Source organism: Actinospineispora acaciae DSM 45401 (assembly GCF_000620785.1).
In the GTDB taxonomy this organism is placed as follows: domain Bacteria; phylum Actinomycetota; class Actinomycetes; order Mycobacteriales; family Pseudonocardiaceae; genus Pseudonocardia; species Pseudonocardia acaciae.
This window is the reverse complement of record NZ_JIAI01000036.1, coordinates 1-17227: the sequence shown is the minus strand read 5'-3', so window position 1 is coordinate 17227 and position 17227 is coordinate 1. Positions and strand designations below refer to the sequence as shown.

The window sequence follows — 17227 nt, the reverse complement described above, 5'->3', positions numbered from 1 at the left end:
CCAGCCGGTCCGGCAGGTCGGTGAGGCCGGCGCCGTCGAGCAGTTCGAGCACCTCGTCGGTCAGGGGGACTTCCATGATCGGTGGGGCCCGGAGCGCGGCCAGGTCGCGCCGGGGGGTGGCGGCGTGTTGTTCCAGCGCGGGCAGCACCCGCTCGAACCGGTCCTGCTCACCGGTACGCCACCGGTCTCGGATGACCGCCCCGCTGTGCGCTTTGTGTGGCCACGCCTTCCGCTCGGGACCGCTCAGCTCCGACCTCCGGGCCGCGCGGAGCTCGCGCAGCAGGTCGGCGGCGTGCTCGTCGTGGTCGAGCCCGTCCATGGTGGTGTGCCCGTGCAGGTGGAAGCCGGTCTCGTGGTCGGCCAGCCGCCGCCACCAGGAGGTGTCGAGATCGCCGGTCTCGGTCAGCCCGCGCAGCTCGGCCCAGGTGTGGGTGAACATGACGATCACGCCGTGGGGCGCGTGCACCGGGTGCCGCCACCCGAACGCGACCAGCTCGTGCTCCAGCCCGCCCAGCCCGCGCTCGGCCAGCGGCCCTCGGACGTCCGTCGGGTCGAGCAGCGCCACCGGTGGGCCGCGCGCCTGGTACGGCAGCCCTCGACGGTCCTGGAGCGCGCCCCGCGCCGCCGCCTCGGTCAGGACCTCGGCGAAGGCGTTCACCTGGGCGTCGTCCATCGGCATACCGGCCAACGGACCGCCGGACCCGTGGCCGTCGCCGGAGTCCTGGTCCGGGCGCGGCAGGTTGGCCAGCCGGTCGAAGAGTCGTTTGTACTGCTTGCTCAGGTGCTTGTGAACCTCGTGCGGATGGCGGCTGTCCAGTTCGAGCGCGTCCCGCAGGGGCTGGGGCAGCCGTTCGGCCAACGCGGCGCCGACGGCGGCGCGCACCGGGTCACCGACGTCGGCGGGGGGCCTGGAGGGGCCCTCGGAGGAGCGCCATCCGTGCGGGTAGGGCTCGGTGGCGCTGGACCAGTACATCAGTCGGGTGGCCAGCTCGACCAGCTCGGACAGCGGCAGCGGGCTCTCGGCCAGGGCGGCCGCCGCCGCAAGTTGCTCGGCCACGCGGGAAACGTGGCGGTGCAGGTCCTTCGGACCCGGGCTGCGGCCGCCCCAGTAGATGTTCAGGGTCCCCTTCAGCTCGCGCTGTACCTTGCGGCGGTCCTCTCGGGAGAACGGCATCTCTTTGATGATCGCGTCGAGCTCGGCCTTGGCGCGCTTGAACGCCGACTCGACCGCGTCCGCGGTCACCGGCGGCCTCGGGAGCAGCGCCAGCGCGGCCAGGTACCGCTGGTCGAAGTGGTAGGCGACCAGCCGTGCCCAGTCCGGCCGGTTGGCGAACACGGCGACGACACGGTCACGCTCGGCCCGGTGGGCGCCGATGAGCCGCCACGCGTCGTCCCAGTCGCGTGTCTCCAGCTCGCTCAGCACCCGCTCCGACAGCCAGCCACGGGTGTGGAAACTCGTGGAGTCGCTCGTGAACGGGCCGGCCGCGCGTTCGGCGAGTTCGGCGATCATCCAGCGTTGCTCGCCGGTGAAGCCGTCCTTGGGGGCGAACAGCGCCTCGGTGAGTACGTGCAGCGCCCCGTACGGGTCGCCGGCGTAGACCACCAGCGTGTCGCCCTCGATGCGGGCCAGCGCGTCCGCCTCGCGTCCCAGCGGGTCCGCGACCGGCTTCGTCAGCAGGTGGAACCGTACCGGCGGGAACCAGGGCCCGACCCGGCTCTGGTCGCGCAGCAGGTCGATGGTGTGGTCGACGTAGCGGCGCAGCGTGCGGTAGTGCCCGTCGAACCCGGCCGGGGTGAACACCTCCCGGGTGAGCGTCTGGATCCATCGGTCCGCGGTGTCCCGGTCCAGCTCGCCCGCGTTGTCCAGCTCGCCGGCCCAGTCGGCGTCGAACGGTGAGCCGAGGGGGATGCGGGGGTAGCCGAACGGGTCCGTGCGCCGGGCCCGGATGGCCGCCCAGTCGGCGCCCCCGGACGGTGCCGGCGGCGCGGACGGCTGGCGGTCGGCGGGGATCTCGACGCGGACCAGCCGCCGAGCGCCGCCGTAGGGCGACTCCGGGCGCAACAGCGGGCTCAGCTCCGCCGCCGCGGTGCCGATCAGGGCGTGGGTGGCCAGCTCGCGGAGCCGCGCCAGCCCTGCCGGGTCGGTATGGCTGCCCCAGGTGACGTTGCGGATCGCGAGGTCGACCAGTTCGGTGTCGGTCGGCCACGCCCCGGCCCGCTCGCTGGCGGCGCGCAGGTAGCGCAGCTCGACCTCGATCTCCCAGCGGCGCGGGCCGTCCTCGTTACGCTCGGTCCGCCGCAGCGCCTTGAGCAGCGTCTTGCGCTCGCCATCGGTGAGCGAACGGTCGCCGGCCACCAGCTGGCGCAACCCGGCCAGCGCGTCGTCGTACCCGGCGCGCAGCTCGGAGTCGGAGACCGCGACCAGCCGGCCGTGTTCGATGGCGGCGTCGTGGAACTCCTCGGCGTAGCGCAGCGCCAGCGCCCGCCAGCCCGGCAGCTCGGCGAACCGCTCCCGGATCTCGTCCTGAACCCGTTGGTAGTCCCACACCAGCAGGTTGCGCGCCGCCGGGTTGCGCGCCGTCAGCTCGCGCAGCTCGGCCTCGGCGCGGGCGGTCAGCCAGCCGGGCCGGGGCCGCCACGAATCGCCAGGGCGGTCCGGGCCGTCGACCAGGCGCTCGGCCAGCACCGCGAGCACGTGCGCCTGGTCGACGGTGAACCCGGCCGCCGGCGCCAGCACCCCCGCCACCACCGCGTGCAGGACCCCGAGCTCGTCGCGGGCGAAGACCTCGACCACCTCGCGCTCGGCGTACCCGGCCTCGGCGGCCTTGCCCAGCAGAGGGTCGACCAACGGCCCCATGGCCACGTCGGCGGGCCGGCCCAGCCGCACCTTGTTGATGCCGGGCCATCGCTGGTCCATCGACCGGCCGACCAACAGCTCGATGGTGGCCAGCACCATCTTGCGCAGGAACTCGAGCTCCGCCGAGGGGGGTGTCGGCGGCAGGGTCCGCTCGAGCCGCCGCTGCAGGCCGCGGGCCAGCTCCTGGCGGGCGTTCCAGCGCATCTCGTCACCGGTCAACAGGTGACCGAGCGACCGTCCTGTCTCGCTGCCGTGCGGCTTGCGCAGCCCCGCCGCGCCGGGGTGCCGACCGCCGGCCTCCGGCCAGGTGAGCCATGTGGTGGCGATGGGGGCGGCGTGGGTGTCGTGGCGGGGGCCGGTGTGTTCGGGGTTTTCGCCGAGGTGGAACTGCTGTTCGTGGTCGAGTAGGTGTTTCCACCACTGTTGGGTGCCGTGGGGGTCGATGGCGTAGCGGGCGGCGATCTTTTCGGCGGTGGTGTGGGTGATGTAGACGTGGTGGTCTAGGGCGAAGGCGATGACGCCGGGTACGGGGAACTCGTCGTTCCAGATGTGGACGAGTCCGGGTGGTCCTCTGGGGAGTGGTGTGGGCCATTCTTCGGCTGGTGTCATGGCCTCGGGTGGGGCGGCGCGCAGTGCGGCGGCTGTCTGGTCGCGTTCGGGGTCGGTCAGTGGGCGCTCGGCCACCGCGCCACCGCCCTGGCCGGTACCGGGGTCGACGACGTGGACGGCCACGCTGAAGTCGGCGGCGAGGTGGGCGGCGATGGTGAGCTGGGCGGTGGCCAGCGCGGGGTTGCGGTAGGCCTCGGCGGTGAGGGCGGCGGCCAGTTGGACCGGTTCGGGCAGGTGGTCGGACAGGCCGTCGGTGGTGAGTACCAGCAGGCCGGGGCCGGGGGCCTGGAACACGGCGGTGTCGAGTTCGCTGTGGTGGTCGGGCGCCAGGAAGCGGGTGAGGACGCCGCCCTCGAGGCCTCGTGCGGCGCGCAGGTGGTCGGAGGTGAGCAGCTGGCCGGGCAGGCCGGTGCCGGGAGCGGGCAGCCAGTAGGCGCGGCTGTCGCCGACCCAGCCGAGGTGGATCAGGCCGGGTTGGGCGGGGGAGTGGTGGGCGGCGATGAAGGTGGTGGCGCCGCGTTGGCCGGTGGCGGCCATCGCCGGCCAGTCGGCGTCCGCGACGAGCCGGTCCACGGCGGCCTGGTAGGCGGCGGCGATGGCGTCTTCGCCGGCCAGACCCGGCGTGGCGGCCAGCTTGTTCAGTGCGGCGGTGGCGGCGGCGTGGGAGGCGAGGTGCGAGCTCGCGGCGTTGCCAAGGCCGTCGGCGAGGACCAGGAAGGTGCCCTCGGCGGTGACCGCGACGCCGGCCGCGTCCTGGTTGACCTCGCTGCCGAGGCCTCGGCGGGTGACCGCGGCGGCGCCGGGGGCGATCAGGTTGGCGTCGCCGGCGGCGTCCTTGGGGTCGGTCCCCGGGGCGGGGGGATCGGGGATGACCGTTCCGGTCGGGGTGACGCCGAGGGTCGGGACGGGTCGGGCGTCGTCGCCGGTGGCGAGCTTCTCCGGTTCGCGGGCGCGGAGCCGGTCGGCGGCCTTGCGGGCGCCGTCCATCGCGTGCCAGCCGCCGTAGGTTCGGTACAGCTTCGCCTGCCAGCCGTACTGGTCGAGCAGCTCGTGTTGGGCCAGCGCCCGTTGCGCGGCCCGGATGGCGTTGCGCCTGCCCTCGGTGTCACCGAGGTTCGTGGGGTGGCGGCGCAGCTGGAGGCGGGCGGCCTTGAGCTCGGCGGTGAGCCGGGTGAGGCGTTCGGCGGCGGTCAGCGGGGCGGGGTCGGCGCCGGGGGCGTTGGGCAGCCGCTTGATCGGGCGCAGGGTCTTGTCGCGGAGGAAGTCGTGGGTGTCGACCTCGTCCATGGCGGTGTTCGCGGCGGCGACGGCTTCGGCGAGGGCGATGTGCGCCTCGTTGAGCGCGACGCGGGCCGTGACCAGGTCGTCGAGCCAGTCGGTGGTGGGCTCGGGGTGCAGCAGCCGGCGCTGGTAGGCGCGTTCGGCGGTGCGGACGGCGCGCACCAGCGGGCGCAGCATCCGGCGCTGGTGGGCGGGGACGCGGTAGCGGGCGCGTTCGGCGTGCCATTCGGCGGCGATCCAGCGCCCGGCGCGGCGCGGCGCCCCGGGTGCGCCGGGTTCGGGTAGCCGGTCGGCCCGGCCGTCGGGGTGGCGCGACTGGTGGAGCAGGCCGTCGAGCCGCTGGGCCACGCGCAGGGCGTCGTCGATCCAGCCGTCGCGCCAGTGCCGGCGCACCCGTGCGCCCTCGCGCAGCACGTCACGTAGGGCCTGGTAACCGGCGGCCGCTTCGGCCGAGGCCGGGTCGAGCGCCGGCCCGGTCAGGGCGGTGACCGGCGCGCCGCCGGGCAGCGGGGTCGGGTCGGCGCGCACCGCCCGGCGCAGCCTCGGCCCGGCGGCCCGCCACAACCCCCTCAGCTCGTCGTCGACCAGGTAGACACCCTGGCTGGTCGGGTGTTCGGCCAGCGCGCCCAGCCGCGCCCAGCCCGCCAGGACGGCGATCCACCAGTCCTCGGTGCCGCCGAACTGGGCGCGCAGCCCATCGGCGGTGACCGGCCGGTCCCGTCCCGCCACGAGCAGCAGCGCATCCAGCGGCGTCGGCCGCCGCGACGGGGCGTTCGCCACCGTCTTGTCGGTCGCCCGGTCCCAGGCCGCCCGCTGTTCGGCGCGCCCGCCGCTGGACAGGGCGACCTCGCCGGTCAGCTCCCCGGCAGCCTCCAGCAGCCGCGTCACGGCGGCCAGCTCGGTGTGACCGCTCTGGCCCGCGCTGCGCAGCCGTTGGCTGAACAGGTCGGTGGCGGCGCTGTGCGGGTCGGTGTTGATCTTTTGTGACCGGTGGTGCATGACCCTGATGTTCAGCACCCGCTGCTCGGCCATCGCCGTCGCCAGGATCGGGTTGTGCTTGTCGTGGTGGGCGTAGTACCGCACCATCCCGCGCAGCAGCTGCCGGGTGGGGCCCTCCAGGAACGCCACCCGATCGTCCTTGCGGTCGGTGAGTACCCGTTGCAGGGTGTCTGTCCATCGCTCCCCGGGCAGCCGCGCGCCCTCGGCCAGGTCCCCGGTGGCGCTGGCCAGCCGGCCCAGGACGTCGCCGGCGAAGCGGAGCATCGCCGCCTCGTGGCGCCGTCCCCGGGCGGCCAGCGCGGCGGCCAGCTCGCCGTGCCGGTCCTCGGCCAGCACCTGGATCGCCACCGCTTGCTCGACGAGGTGGCTGTCGCGGCGTTTCGCGGCCTCCTTCCGGTACTCGCGCCACAGGTGCCGGAGCTCCTTCGTGGCCTCCTCCTCGGGGAGGGACTCCATGGCTTCGGTGAACCACTCCCGCGACTCGGGGATCGGGGCCCGCAGGACGTCGGAGAGGTAGCGGGCCACCGCCTCGGCCAGGTTGTCCCCGCTCGGGCCGGTCAGCCTGGGCAGCCCGTGCCGGTCGCGCACCGCCGGGTGGGCGGGCAGGTGGGCGTGGCCGAGCACGTCGAGCAGGGCGGTGCGGAAGCCGCGCGTCGTCTGCCACAGCCGGGGCCCGTTCACCGGGTTGACCCGTCGGGGCGACCGCCTCGGGCGGTTCGAGGAGTAGCCGTCGAAGCCCTGCCGGTGCTCGGCCCAGTCCCGGACCCGGCTGGTCGTCCACACCAGCGCGGCGACCACGCCGGCGCGCACCGCGATGGTCAGCGGGTTCTCGGTCTCGAACCAGGGCAGGGCCAGGATCCAGGTGAAGAACGTGGCGAGCACCGGGTCCAGCGACTTCCAGATCAGCATCCGGTTGTCGATGCCGGACATGCTCTCCGCGTCCAGCCACAGCCGACCCCATTTCAGCCGCTTGGTCAGCGACTTCAACCAGGCCATCGAGCCCAGCCGGTGCTCACGGCCCTTCTCCCGCTGGGCCACCTTCCGGCCCAGCTTGGCGACCAGGTAGTCGACCAGCGGCGTGTTCGCCGCCACCGCCAGCGCCGCGATCAGCGGCACGCTCCACCAGCTCCCAACCCAGCTGAGCACCCCGGAGCCGGTCAGCAGCAGGGTCAGCCCGGCGGAGAGCAGGGCGGTCCCGACGGTGAGGCCGGTCTTGAGCACCCTGGTCAGCCCGATGTCCTTCTTCTGCACCCAGGCGCTGAACAGCGCGGCCGCCACCGCGCCGACCGAGATCGTCCCGAGCAGCCATTCCACCCGCGGCATCCGGTACAGCTCCTGGACCAGCCGGAACGCGCCGGTCAGCGCCATCGCCAGCCACGCCGAGCGCCGGGCGTCGCGTCTCGGGGCGTTCTGGATACCGCTCTTCTGGTTCACCAGCTGCCGGCGCAGCACGTAGCGGTACACCGCCACGCCGGTCACCCCGACCGAGAGCACCTTGGCCGCGGCCGGCCAGGACAGCCCGGTCAGGCCGAGCGAACCGGCCAGCGCGGGCAGCGCCGGGGCGAGCCAGCCCAGCGCCAGGCCGGCGGCCAGGGCCGCGGCCGGCCACACCAGGCCGGTCGCGCGGCGCAGCGGGCCCTGGTTCGGTGTGGTCGGGGTGGTGGGTGCCCTGGCCTGCTTCGGGGTCCAGATCCCTCGGGCGAGCGCCAGCGCCGCGCCCGTGAGCAGCCCTAGGCCCATTCCGAGCCCAGACTGGCCCAGTACCTGCGCGACGCCCGCGCCGGCCAGCGCGGCGCCGAGCGCCCGGGAGGTCCGTCGGGTGCCTGGGCTCGCCGGCAGGTCCAGGCCGGTCAGCCGGGCGAGCCGGTGCACCGGTGTCATCACGGCGGCGGCGAGGCCCTTGAACCCGTGGCGCCGGACCAGCCAGACCGCCGCCACCAGCACGCCGGCCGCGCCCAGCAGCACCAGTGAGGGCAGCAGCCAGGTGTCGGCCGGTGTGGTCCGCACCGGCGTCGTCGTCGGGTTCTCGGTCGTCGCGGCGGGTGGGGCCACGGTCGTGGTTCCGGGTTGGGCGGTTTGGCTCGGCTGGCCGGGCTGGTTCGGTTGGCCGGGTTGGTTCGGTTGGCCCGGCTGCTCGGGTTGGTTCGGCTGGGTCGGGGGAGCGTCCTGGACCCGGTGCGGCTCGCCGGGGCGGATCAGGTTCGGGTTCGGGGTGGCGTCGTAGGCCTGCTGGTACGCGGCGAGATCGTGGAACCGCTGCCAGAAGATCCGCCACAGCGAGTCGCCCGGCTGGGTGGCCCACACCCCGGACCAGTTCGCCGGCGCGGACACCGACTGCCCGGCGATGTGCTGGTCGGGGCCGGTGAACCGGTTGCCGTTGGCGGCGTTGAACTCGGCGAAGCTGATCCCGAGACCCGCCGCCACCCGGCCGGCCGTGTCGTGCGCGACGGCGGTGAACTCCCTCGGCGCGGGGGCGGGCTGGGCCGGCGTCCTGAGGACCGGGCTGGCGTCGGTGTGGCGGTCGGCCGCCGTGCCCGGACGCGCCGGTGCGGAGGCGACCGGGCTCGACTGGCCGGCGGCGGTCGCGGCGGTCGCGGCGTTGACGGAACCGGCGACGGCCGGCGCCAGCACCCCGAGGAGGATCGCGCCCGCGGCCACGGTGCGGGCGAACCACCTCGCCTTGGCGGGGGTGGCCGGCGTCGGGGTGGGGCGGCCCGAGGGTGTCGACGCGGGCGGCGGGCCTCGGGCACGGGCGGTCAGGCCGACCAGCCCGAGCGCGGCGACCGAGGCGGCGGTCACCAGCGCGCCCGGGTCCAGCGTGAACGGCGCCGAGGCGTCCACCAGGGCGAGCCCGCCGCCGAGGCCGGCGACGACGACCCCGGCCGTGCCGGTACCGGCCGTCGGCCGCTCGGCCTTCGGCGCCGTCGTCGTCCGGTCCCGTTGCGGTTCGGCGGTGGCGGTGGCGGTGTCGTGAGCCGAGCTGATTACGTACCCGGCCAGCAGTGCCGAGGCGACCAGCGGGCCGATGTGGCCGTGGCCGGTCAGCAGCAGCCCGGCGGCCATGGCCAGGCCGGGCAGCGCGGTGCGGAGCAGGGCGGCGACCCCCCGCCCGGACGGGCCGGCGGGCTGGGTGTCGACCGCCGAGGCGAGGGCGACCAGGCCCGCGCCGGCGGCGGCCATGTCCGCCCCGGGCACGCCGAACAGGAGCAGCGGCACCCCGAGGACGGCGGCGCCGGCCAGGGTGACCAGGGCGGCGCGGCGCGCGGCGGGGTCCGCCGGGGTGCGCTCGCGCGCCGGGCCGGCCCGATGGTGGGCGGTCACGATCACGGTGGCGGCCAGTGCCGCCCCGGCCACCAGCACCAGCGGGGTGAGCAGGCCGTGGCCGGTCAGCGCCAGCAGGGCGGCGGTGCGCAGGCCGGGCGCGATGACGCGCAGCAGGCCGGCGAACCCGCGCGGGACTGCCGGCGCGGCGGGCGCGGTGCGACCCGCGCGGGCCACGGCGGCCCGGAGCAGGGCGGCGAGCAGCGGCATTCCGGCGGCCAGCGCCGCGCCGGCGGCGACCAGGCCCGCCGAGGGGACGCCGAGCAGGGCCAGCGGTGCGCCGAGCACGGCCACGCCGGCGAGCGTGAACAGCTCGGGACGCAGCGCCGAGGGCGCCTTCACCAGCGGTGCGTTGACGACGAGCCGGTCCGTCCACCGCCTGGACGGCCCGGAGGCGGTGGGTGTGGTGGCATTCGCGGCCGGTGGCGGCCCCCGGTTGCGGACCAGGTGGACGCCGGCGACGGCCGCGCTCGCCAGCGCGGCGCCGACCAGTGTGAACGCGGCGGCACCCAGCGCCGCGCCGCCGCCGAGGACGGCCAGCCCACCCCCGGCGGCGGTGAGGGCGGCGGCGACGGCGAGGGCGCCGGCCGGGACACGGTGGCCCGGGGCACGGTGGGAGTCGCGGGCGGGCGGAGTCGAATGGGTGGCGCGGACGTGCGCGTCGAGCACGAGCAGCGCCACCCGCCAGGCCTGGCCGCCGACGGGACGGGCGCCGGGCAGCCACGGCTGGCGCAGCGAGCCCGAGGCGTGCGCGGCGAGGGTGGCCAGCTCGGTGTCGGTGAGCCGGCCGGCGCGGGCGCGGGCCAGCAGGTCGGCGTCCTCGGCCGGCAGGTGGGTGGCGAGCGCGGCGAGCCGGTCGATGCCGGCCTCGGCGAGCAGGTGGTGGATGCGTCCGTAGGTGGCCGGCACGGTCGGGTCGTGCGGGCGGCCGGTGGCGATGCGCAGCGCGGCGTGCAGCTGGTCGGGTCCCCAGCGCGGGGTGGCGGCCAGCTCGGTGGCCAGGTGGCGGTTCACGGTGTCGCCCCGCGCGGGGACCTCGGCGCCGGCGAGCGCGGTGCGCAGCGCGCGGATGGTGGTGGCCGGCAGCTCGAGGTCGGCGAGCCGGGCGAGCGGCAGCGCGGCCAGCTGGGCGAGGGAGGTGATCCCGGCGCGCACCAGCACCCGGTAGGCGGGGTCGCGGTGGCGCTCGGGCAGCCGGTCGAGGAGCTCCTCGATCCGGTCGGCGCGCCGCCACAGTGCGTCCCGCTCGGCCGGGTGCAGCTCGGTGTCCTCCACGGCGCGCAGCTCGTCACGGACCTGCCACCACGGCTTCTCGGGGTGGTCGGCGAGGATGCGGTCGCGCTCGCCGGCCTCGGTGCGCACGTCGCGTCCGGCCGTCGCGTCCATCCCGGCCGCGATCCGCTCCGTCGGCAGGCCCCGCGGGTAGTCCAGCAGGGCGCGCAGCTCGCGCTCGGTCAGGCCGGCCAGCCGAAGCCGCCGCCGAGGGTCGGTCGGGGACCGCCGGGCGTCGGCGGGGTGGGCGAGCAGGGCCGCCGCGGTGGCCAGGGTCGCGGCGAACGTCTGCTCGTCCATGCCCAGCCGGGCGCGCACCTCGGCGCCACGCCCGAACGCGCGCAGCGCGTCGGCCACGGCTTCGCGCTGTGCGAGCGCGGCGGCGAAGTCCCGCTGGGTGTGCTGGTACGCCCACGCCGACCTGGCCGGGATCAGCGCGGCCAGCCGGGCGGCGGCCGCCGCGACCGCCGGCGAGGTGGCGGTGTGCTCCACCGGCAGCCGGGCGTCGGCGCGCGCCCGTTCGAGGGCCTGCGCATCCACCCCGGGCAGGTCCTTGCCGAGGCGCAGCGCGGCCAGCTGGGCCTGGTCGATGTCCCGGTTGCTCGCCGCCGCCGGCAGCCCGCCGGCCTCCGCCGCGCGCAGCACCGGCGCGGGCGTCCGGACCGCCGCCGAGCTCTCCCGGGGTGCCCGGCTCGCGGCGGCGGCATCGTGGTGGGCCAGCTCGACCAGCTCCCGCACCCCGGGGGTGGCGTCGATCGGGCCCGTGCCGGGGTGCTCGGCGGGGCGGCGCGCGGAGTGCACGGCCCGGGCCGGGGACTGGAACATCGCGTCTTCCAGGGAGGCGAACGACCAGGTCTGGCCGTGTTCGCCCTGCCGGCCGGCGCGCCCGTTGCGCTGGATGGCCAGCCGAGGGTCGACCTCGCCGACACCGATCACGTGCAGCCCGCCGCCCGGGGTGGCGTGGTCGTCGGGGTCGACCTTCAGCCGGTACCGGTTGCGCAGGACCAGCACCTGGGCCTGCTTCTCGGCGATCGCGCGGGCGTCCCGGTAGCCCGGGGAGTCCGGCTGGAGCCCGGGATAGCGCTGGCGCATGATCCGCTCGGCGATCACCGCGGCCTCGCCGCCGACGTGGATGTTGTTGCCCCGGCCGCCGATGTTGGTGGTCACGGTGACCATGCCGGGCTCGCCGGCCACCGCGATCGCGTCCGCCTCGGAGATCGTGTCGCTCTTGGCGCCGGTGACCAGGTTGTGCTTGATCCCCCGCTCGGTCAGCTCCCGCGAGATTGCCTTGGCCCCGGCCACCGTGTCCGCGATGAACACGACCGGATGCCCGGCGTCGTGCGAGTCCATCCCCCGCCGCAGCGCCGCCTGCCGGGACAGCTTCCTGGTGCCGAAGCGTTGGGTCCGGTTGTCCACCCGGACCAGCACGCGGTGCGGCTCGATGTGCATCGTGCGCTTGCCGTGGCCGGCGGCGAACTCGGCCTGGGTGACGGCGTCGATCGAGCCGGTGGCCCCGGCGTGCGGGCGGCCGGCGAGGAACTCGTCGGTGTACACCGTGTTCGTCCGGCGGGTCGGTGCCCCCACCCCGTCGGCGCCGAAGTGCAGGTACTCCAGCGTCTCGTGCAGCCCGTCCTCGAGCCGGCGCCCGTACTCCGGCCGGCCGTTGTTCGCCAGCGGGACGATCTCGCCGTCCTCGACGAGGTAGTGCACGTCCCGCCGGACCGCGCCACCCCTCGGGTCGGCGGCCAGCCGCTGGCGCAGCCAACCGGCGAGGGCCGCGTTCCCCGGGCTGGTCAGGTCCCGGGCCAGCCCGGCGTACCCGGGGTGGCCGGACAGCTCGTCGCGGACGAAGGCCACGCCCTTCTCGGTCAGCACGAAGCCGCGCCCCGGCTGGAAGTGCTCGCCGCGCTCCAGCAGCGGGGCCACCCGGTCCGCCCAGGCGATGTCGCCGACCGGGGCGGTGGCCCCCGGGATCGGCTCGGACTCGATGAACGGGGTGTTCCGCTCGTCCTTGACGATGTGGTCGAACTCGTCGATGAGGTGGAACCGGTCGCGGCCCCGCGTGATCGGGTGCCACGGGTTCTGCTTGTCGTGGGCGAAGTCGAACCGGAACGCCTCGTAGGTGCCCACCGTGAAGTCGGCCTGGTGCGCCGCCCGCGCCTCGTGCACCGGCTGCCCGTCCCAGGTTCGGCCGATCGACTTGCCGAGCAGCTCGTAGACCGGCCGGTTGGTCTTGATGAATTCCTCGACCAGGTGCTCGCCGATCGTCTCCCACGACGATCCCCGGGGGTCGGCCATCCGCAGCGCCCCGGCCATGCCCTCGACCAGCGTCTTGCCCTCGCCGGTGTTCATCTTCACGACGTGCTTGTCGCGGGCCAGCGCGATGACGCCGGCGAGCTGTTCGCGGTACGGGGTCTTGCCGGTCGCCACCTGGTACGCCCTGCCCACGACCACCAGGCCGTCCACCAGGGCGCGTTCGTCGGCCAGATGCTCGTCGGCGGTGCGCTTGCCCTCCCGCACCGGCCGCGCCCACCTCTGGTACGCCTCGACGGCCTTGGCCCGCGCCGTGTCGCCGCCCGGGCCGGAGTCCTTGCGGGCCAGCCGGTCGAGCCTCTTCGCGGCCCGGTCCACCGCCCGCCGGTAGGTGGCCGGGTCCACGGATGTCTCGGCCCTGGCGGTGGCCTCGGCCCTGGCGGTGGTCTCGGGCTTGGCGGTGGTCTCGGGCTTGGCGCCGACCAGCGGCGGGTGCTCGAAGTCCGGCCGTGACGTCGCGTCCCTGCCGGCGGTTCCGTCCCGGCCTCGGACCGCGACGGCCACCCGGTCACCGGACCGGGTCAGCGCGGGCGGGCCGTCGGGCCAGTCCATCTCGCCCGAGGGCAGCTTGCGCCCCCACGCCATGTGCGACCGGCCGTTGGCGTTGTGTTCCGCGCCCTCCGGCCAGGTCCAGGCCACCATGTCCTCGCCCGGCGCCAGCTCGCTTACGCCCCGGTCGAGCCCGTCACGGGTGGTCGGCTCGAACCCGGCGCCGAACTCGTCCTCGACCCGCGCGCGGGTCCGCGCGGCGTCCTGGTCCTCCGGCCGCGCCCGCTCCGGCGGGCTCTCGCCCCTGGCGCGGGCGAGCGCGCACGCCCCGCAGGCGTCCTCGGGTCCCAGACCGCCGCGGTATCCGTCGCGGTCGTTGCCGGCGGACGGCTGGTCCGACGGTGTCCTCGCGCCCCGCTCGGCGCCAGCTTCCTGGCCCTCGCCGACGGCGCGGTTCGTGGAGCTCCCTGTCTGTGCGTGTCTGTCTGGCCGGTTCCCTTCGCCCTGGTGATGTGCCGTGCTCGTGGGTGCTTGTGTCCCGTCCCGTCCGGTTGTTGCGGGGGAGGCCGAGGCCGGGGGACCGTGCGCCCCCGTGCCGCCGGCCATCTTGTCCGGCGTCGGCGCATGGCCGTGGCCGGTCGTCATGGGTCCGCTCGCGGTCCATCCCGGGCCGAGCTGGTCCTGGGCCGAGGTTCCCGGTCCGGAGCCGGTGGGCCCGTCGCCCGGCGACGCCGCCCGGCCCTCGCCGAGGCGCTGCGCCGGTGGGACCTGGTTGCCCGGGGCCGGCGCGGGCCGCCCGGGGGTGTTTGGCGTGCTCGGGTCGCCCCCGCTGGGGCCGTCACCGCCCCCGTGACCGCCGTCGCCGCTCCGGTTCGGGCCGACGCCGGCTGCGCCGAGGCCGTCGGTAGCGGAGCCGCTTCCGGTGTGAGCTCCGGTGTGAGTGCCGGTCCCCTCGGCGCGGACGGTGGCCTTGGGTGGCGCCGGGCCGCCCGCCGGGGTGGTGCCGCCCGGTGCGGTGGGTGCCGGCCCGTCGCCGGGCGTGTACTCGGCGGCCGGACCAGAGTGGGCCGGGTCGGCGGTGCCGGCCGGAACCCCCGTCGGCCCGGGCCGACCCTGCCCGGCCCCGCTTGCCGGAGCGCCGTGCGAGGCCGAGGACCCCGCCGCTTTCGGCCCGTCGGGCGCGGACGTCTGCGCGGCCTGTTGCGGGCTGGCCGGCCGGTTCTGCTCGGCGCGTTGCTGGCTCTGCCGCCGGTTCTCGCTGGCGCGCCTTTCGCTCTCCTCCCGGTTCTGCTCGGCGCGGTCTTGGCTGGTCTGTCGGTTGAGCGTGGCTTGCTTGTCGGTGCTGTTGAGGTTTTCGGTGGCGCGTTTCTGGTTGGCGGTGTTGCGGTCCTGGCTGGCCTGCCGGTTCAGCGCGGCGCGCTCCTGGCTTGCCTTCCGGTTCGCCTCGGCCCGCCGCTCGGCTTCGGTCCGGTGGGATGGGGCGGTCTGCCTGGCCTGCTCGGCCGGCTTTCCGCTCGGGGTGGCGGGGGAGGTCGTGGTCCGCTTGGCCGACCACCTGTTGACGGCCCTGACCGGCAGGCTCCGGTTCCCGATGCCGGCGGCCCGGTTACCGACCCAGCCGACGGCGGCCCCGGACCGCGACCAGCCGGCCTCGGTGAGACGCCTCGCCGCCGCCCCGAACGCCTTGCCCGCGCCGAAGCTCACCAGCCTCCCGGCCGCGAGGTACGGCATCAACGGCACGTTCATCACCGTGTACGGAGACCGTGCGAGGTGCCCGGCCATCCGGGAGGCCAGCGGGCGCTTGATCCCCGCGCTCGCGGCCATGCCCGCCGCCTTGGCCTCGTTGCGGGCGGCCTTCGTGATCGACCTGACGCTCGCGCCGGGGGCGTTCGCGGCGGCCTTGGCGGCCGCCTCGGCGCCCGCCTTGGCGCCGGCAATGGCGCCCGCCTTGCCGCCCGTCCGTGCACCCATCTCGGCGCCGGCCCTGGTACCGGCCCTCACCGCCGCCTCGGCCGCCGCCCTGGCGACGCCCTGCCCGCTGACCCTGGCCACCGACTCGGCCGCGACCACGGAGGCCGCCTTGACCCCGGCCCTGGTGGCCGCCCCGGCGACGACCTTGCCGACCCCGCCGCCGAGCGGGAAGAAGGTCAGCGGGATGGAGGCGGCGTTCATCACGGTGCTGAGCGGCTGCGACCAGTAGTCCTTGCCGAAGTCGCCCAGCCGGTCGATGCTCGCGTCCAGCTGCGCCTTGAGCGGCCAGACCCGCCGGTTGTAGGCCTCCTCGGTCTCTAGCTCGCCGGTGGCGGGGTCGATCTGGTGCGGGAACTGCTTGCCGCCGAACGCCATCTGGCCCCAGTTCCCGAAGTGCGTGCCGACATCGTCGATGAACTGCACGAACGCCTTGGGAGCGTGGTTGATGGTGTCCCCGAAGTCGCGCACGGTGTCGATGAACAGCCGGCCGGGCCGCTGCGGGCCGGTCTCCCGGCTGACCTCGACCTTGGCCCACATGCCCGGGTCCGAGGAGAAGTCGCTGTCGATGTCCTTGACGCGGTGCTCGTCGGGAGTGGTCGACTCGATGTGCAGCTTGCCGGAGCCTTCCGAGTAGGCCCCGTGCGCGTCGGCGTAGCCGTGGCAGACGCTCGCGCCCTCGCCTCGGCAGTCGCTGTTCGTGTCGCGGTTGCTGTCCACGTGGGTGTGGTTGCCGCCCTCGCAGAGGGTGCCGTAGCTGCCCTCGCAGGAGCCGGTGGCGAACGCCTGGCCGCGCAGCCTGCTGTCGTCGTAGGAGGCCCACGCGGTGCTGGAGACGTTGCACCCTCCGGCCCCCTGCCGGGAGCAGGTGCGCTGGGAGTCGGCGTAGTTCTTCCCGGCGTCGTCCTTGGCCTCGGTGTGCGCGTAGTAGCTGCATCCCCCCGAGGGGCCCTGGCAGCCGGCGAACGCCTCGAGCGTGTGCTTGGGCTCGTTGAAGCGGACCCCGGCCTCGGTGTGGCAGCCACTGCCGGTGGCGTTGGTGGCCGAGCAGTCGGCGTGCCCGTTCCCGGCGAGCTTGTGCTCGCCCGCGTCCTGGGCGACATGGTTGTGGGTGGTGACCGACCAGTCGCAGGCCATGCCCTCGATGCAGGTGCCGTGGGCGTTGACCGGGTGGCCGGCGCTCTCCAGGTCGACGTCGGCGTGGCAGGCGCCGGAGCCGTTGCCTCGGCAGGTGCCGGTGCTGGGCGCATCCTGGTCGACGGAGGCCGAGTAGCTGCCCTGGCAGTTCGAGCCCGGGGTCCCGACGCACATCCCGAACGCGTCGGCCGCCAGCAGGTCGCGGTTCTGTTCGACCTTCGCCTTGACGAAGATCTCGCAGCCGCCCGAGCCGGACTCGCCGCACTGCTGGTGTGCCTTGGCGATGGCGTGGCCGGTGCTGTCGTAGGCGTCGCCGACGCCGCTGTAGCGGCAGCCCGGCCCGTCGCAGCCGACGGCCAGGTGGGCGTTGCCCTTGTCGTCACGTTCGCTCCAGGCGACGGTGGTGCACCCGCCGCCGCCGGCACCGCCGGAGGAGCCGCAGTCGGCCTTTCCTTGCACCTTCTCGTGTTCGGTGGTCAGGGAGGTGTCGCTGTGGGCGGTGAAGTGGTGGCTGCAGGCACCGGTTCCGCCGCACGAGGCGCTTGCCGATGCCGACTTTGCGTCGGCGACCGCGACCGCGGAGGTGGCGCAGCTGCCGCCGGAGCCGCCGCCGGAGCAGTTGGCGTCGGCGTGGGCGTGGTGGTGTTCGTCGAACCAGGCGTCGGAGAGCGAGCTGGTGGAGTAGGTGGCCGAGCAGTTGGCCGCGCCGGAGCAGGAAGCCGAGGCGTTGGCGCCGTTGGCATCGGCGTGGGCCTGGGCGGACACGGACACCCCGCCGCCGCCCTGGCCGCCGCCGCCGGACCCGGACGCCGTCGCGTTGGCCTTGTTGTGCACGACCGAGCCGTGCGGCCCCGGCCCGTCGTAGGCCGCGGATCCCGATGCGGATGCCGAGTAGGAGTGGCGGCAGTTCGCCGCGCCCGAGCACGACGCGGACGCCGAGGCGTGGCCGGGGCCGGCGCTGGCGTGAGCGGACACCGACAC

At 75.5% G+C, this 17227-nt stretch carries 1 protein-coding gene; it reads right to left on the bottom strand.

Annotated features, from left to right (window positions below; genetic code table 11):
• Positions 1-17227 (bottom strand): preprotein translocase subunit SecA (locus N912_RS65420; protein WP_211261649.1); only part of this gene is annotated, 17227 nt, incomplete at both ends.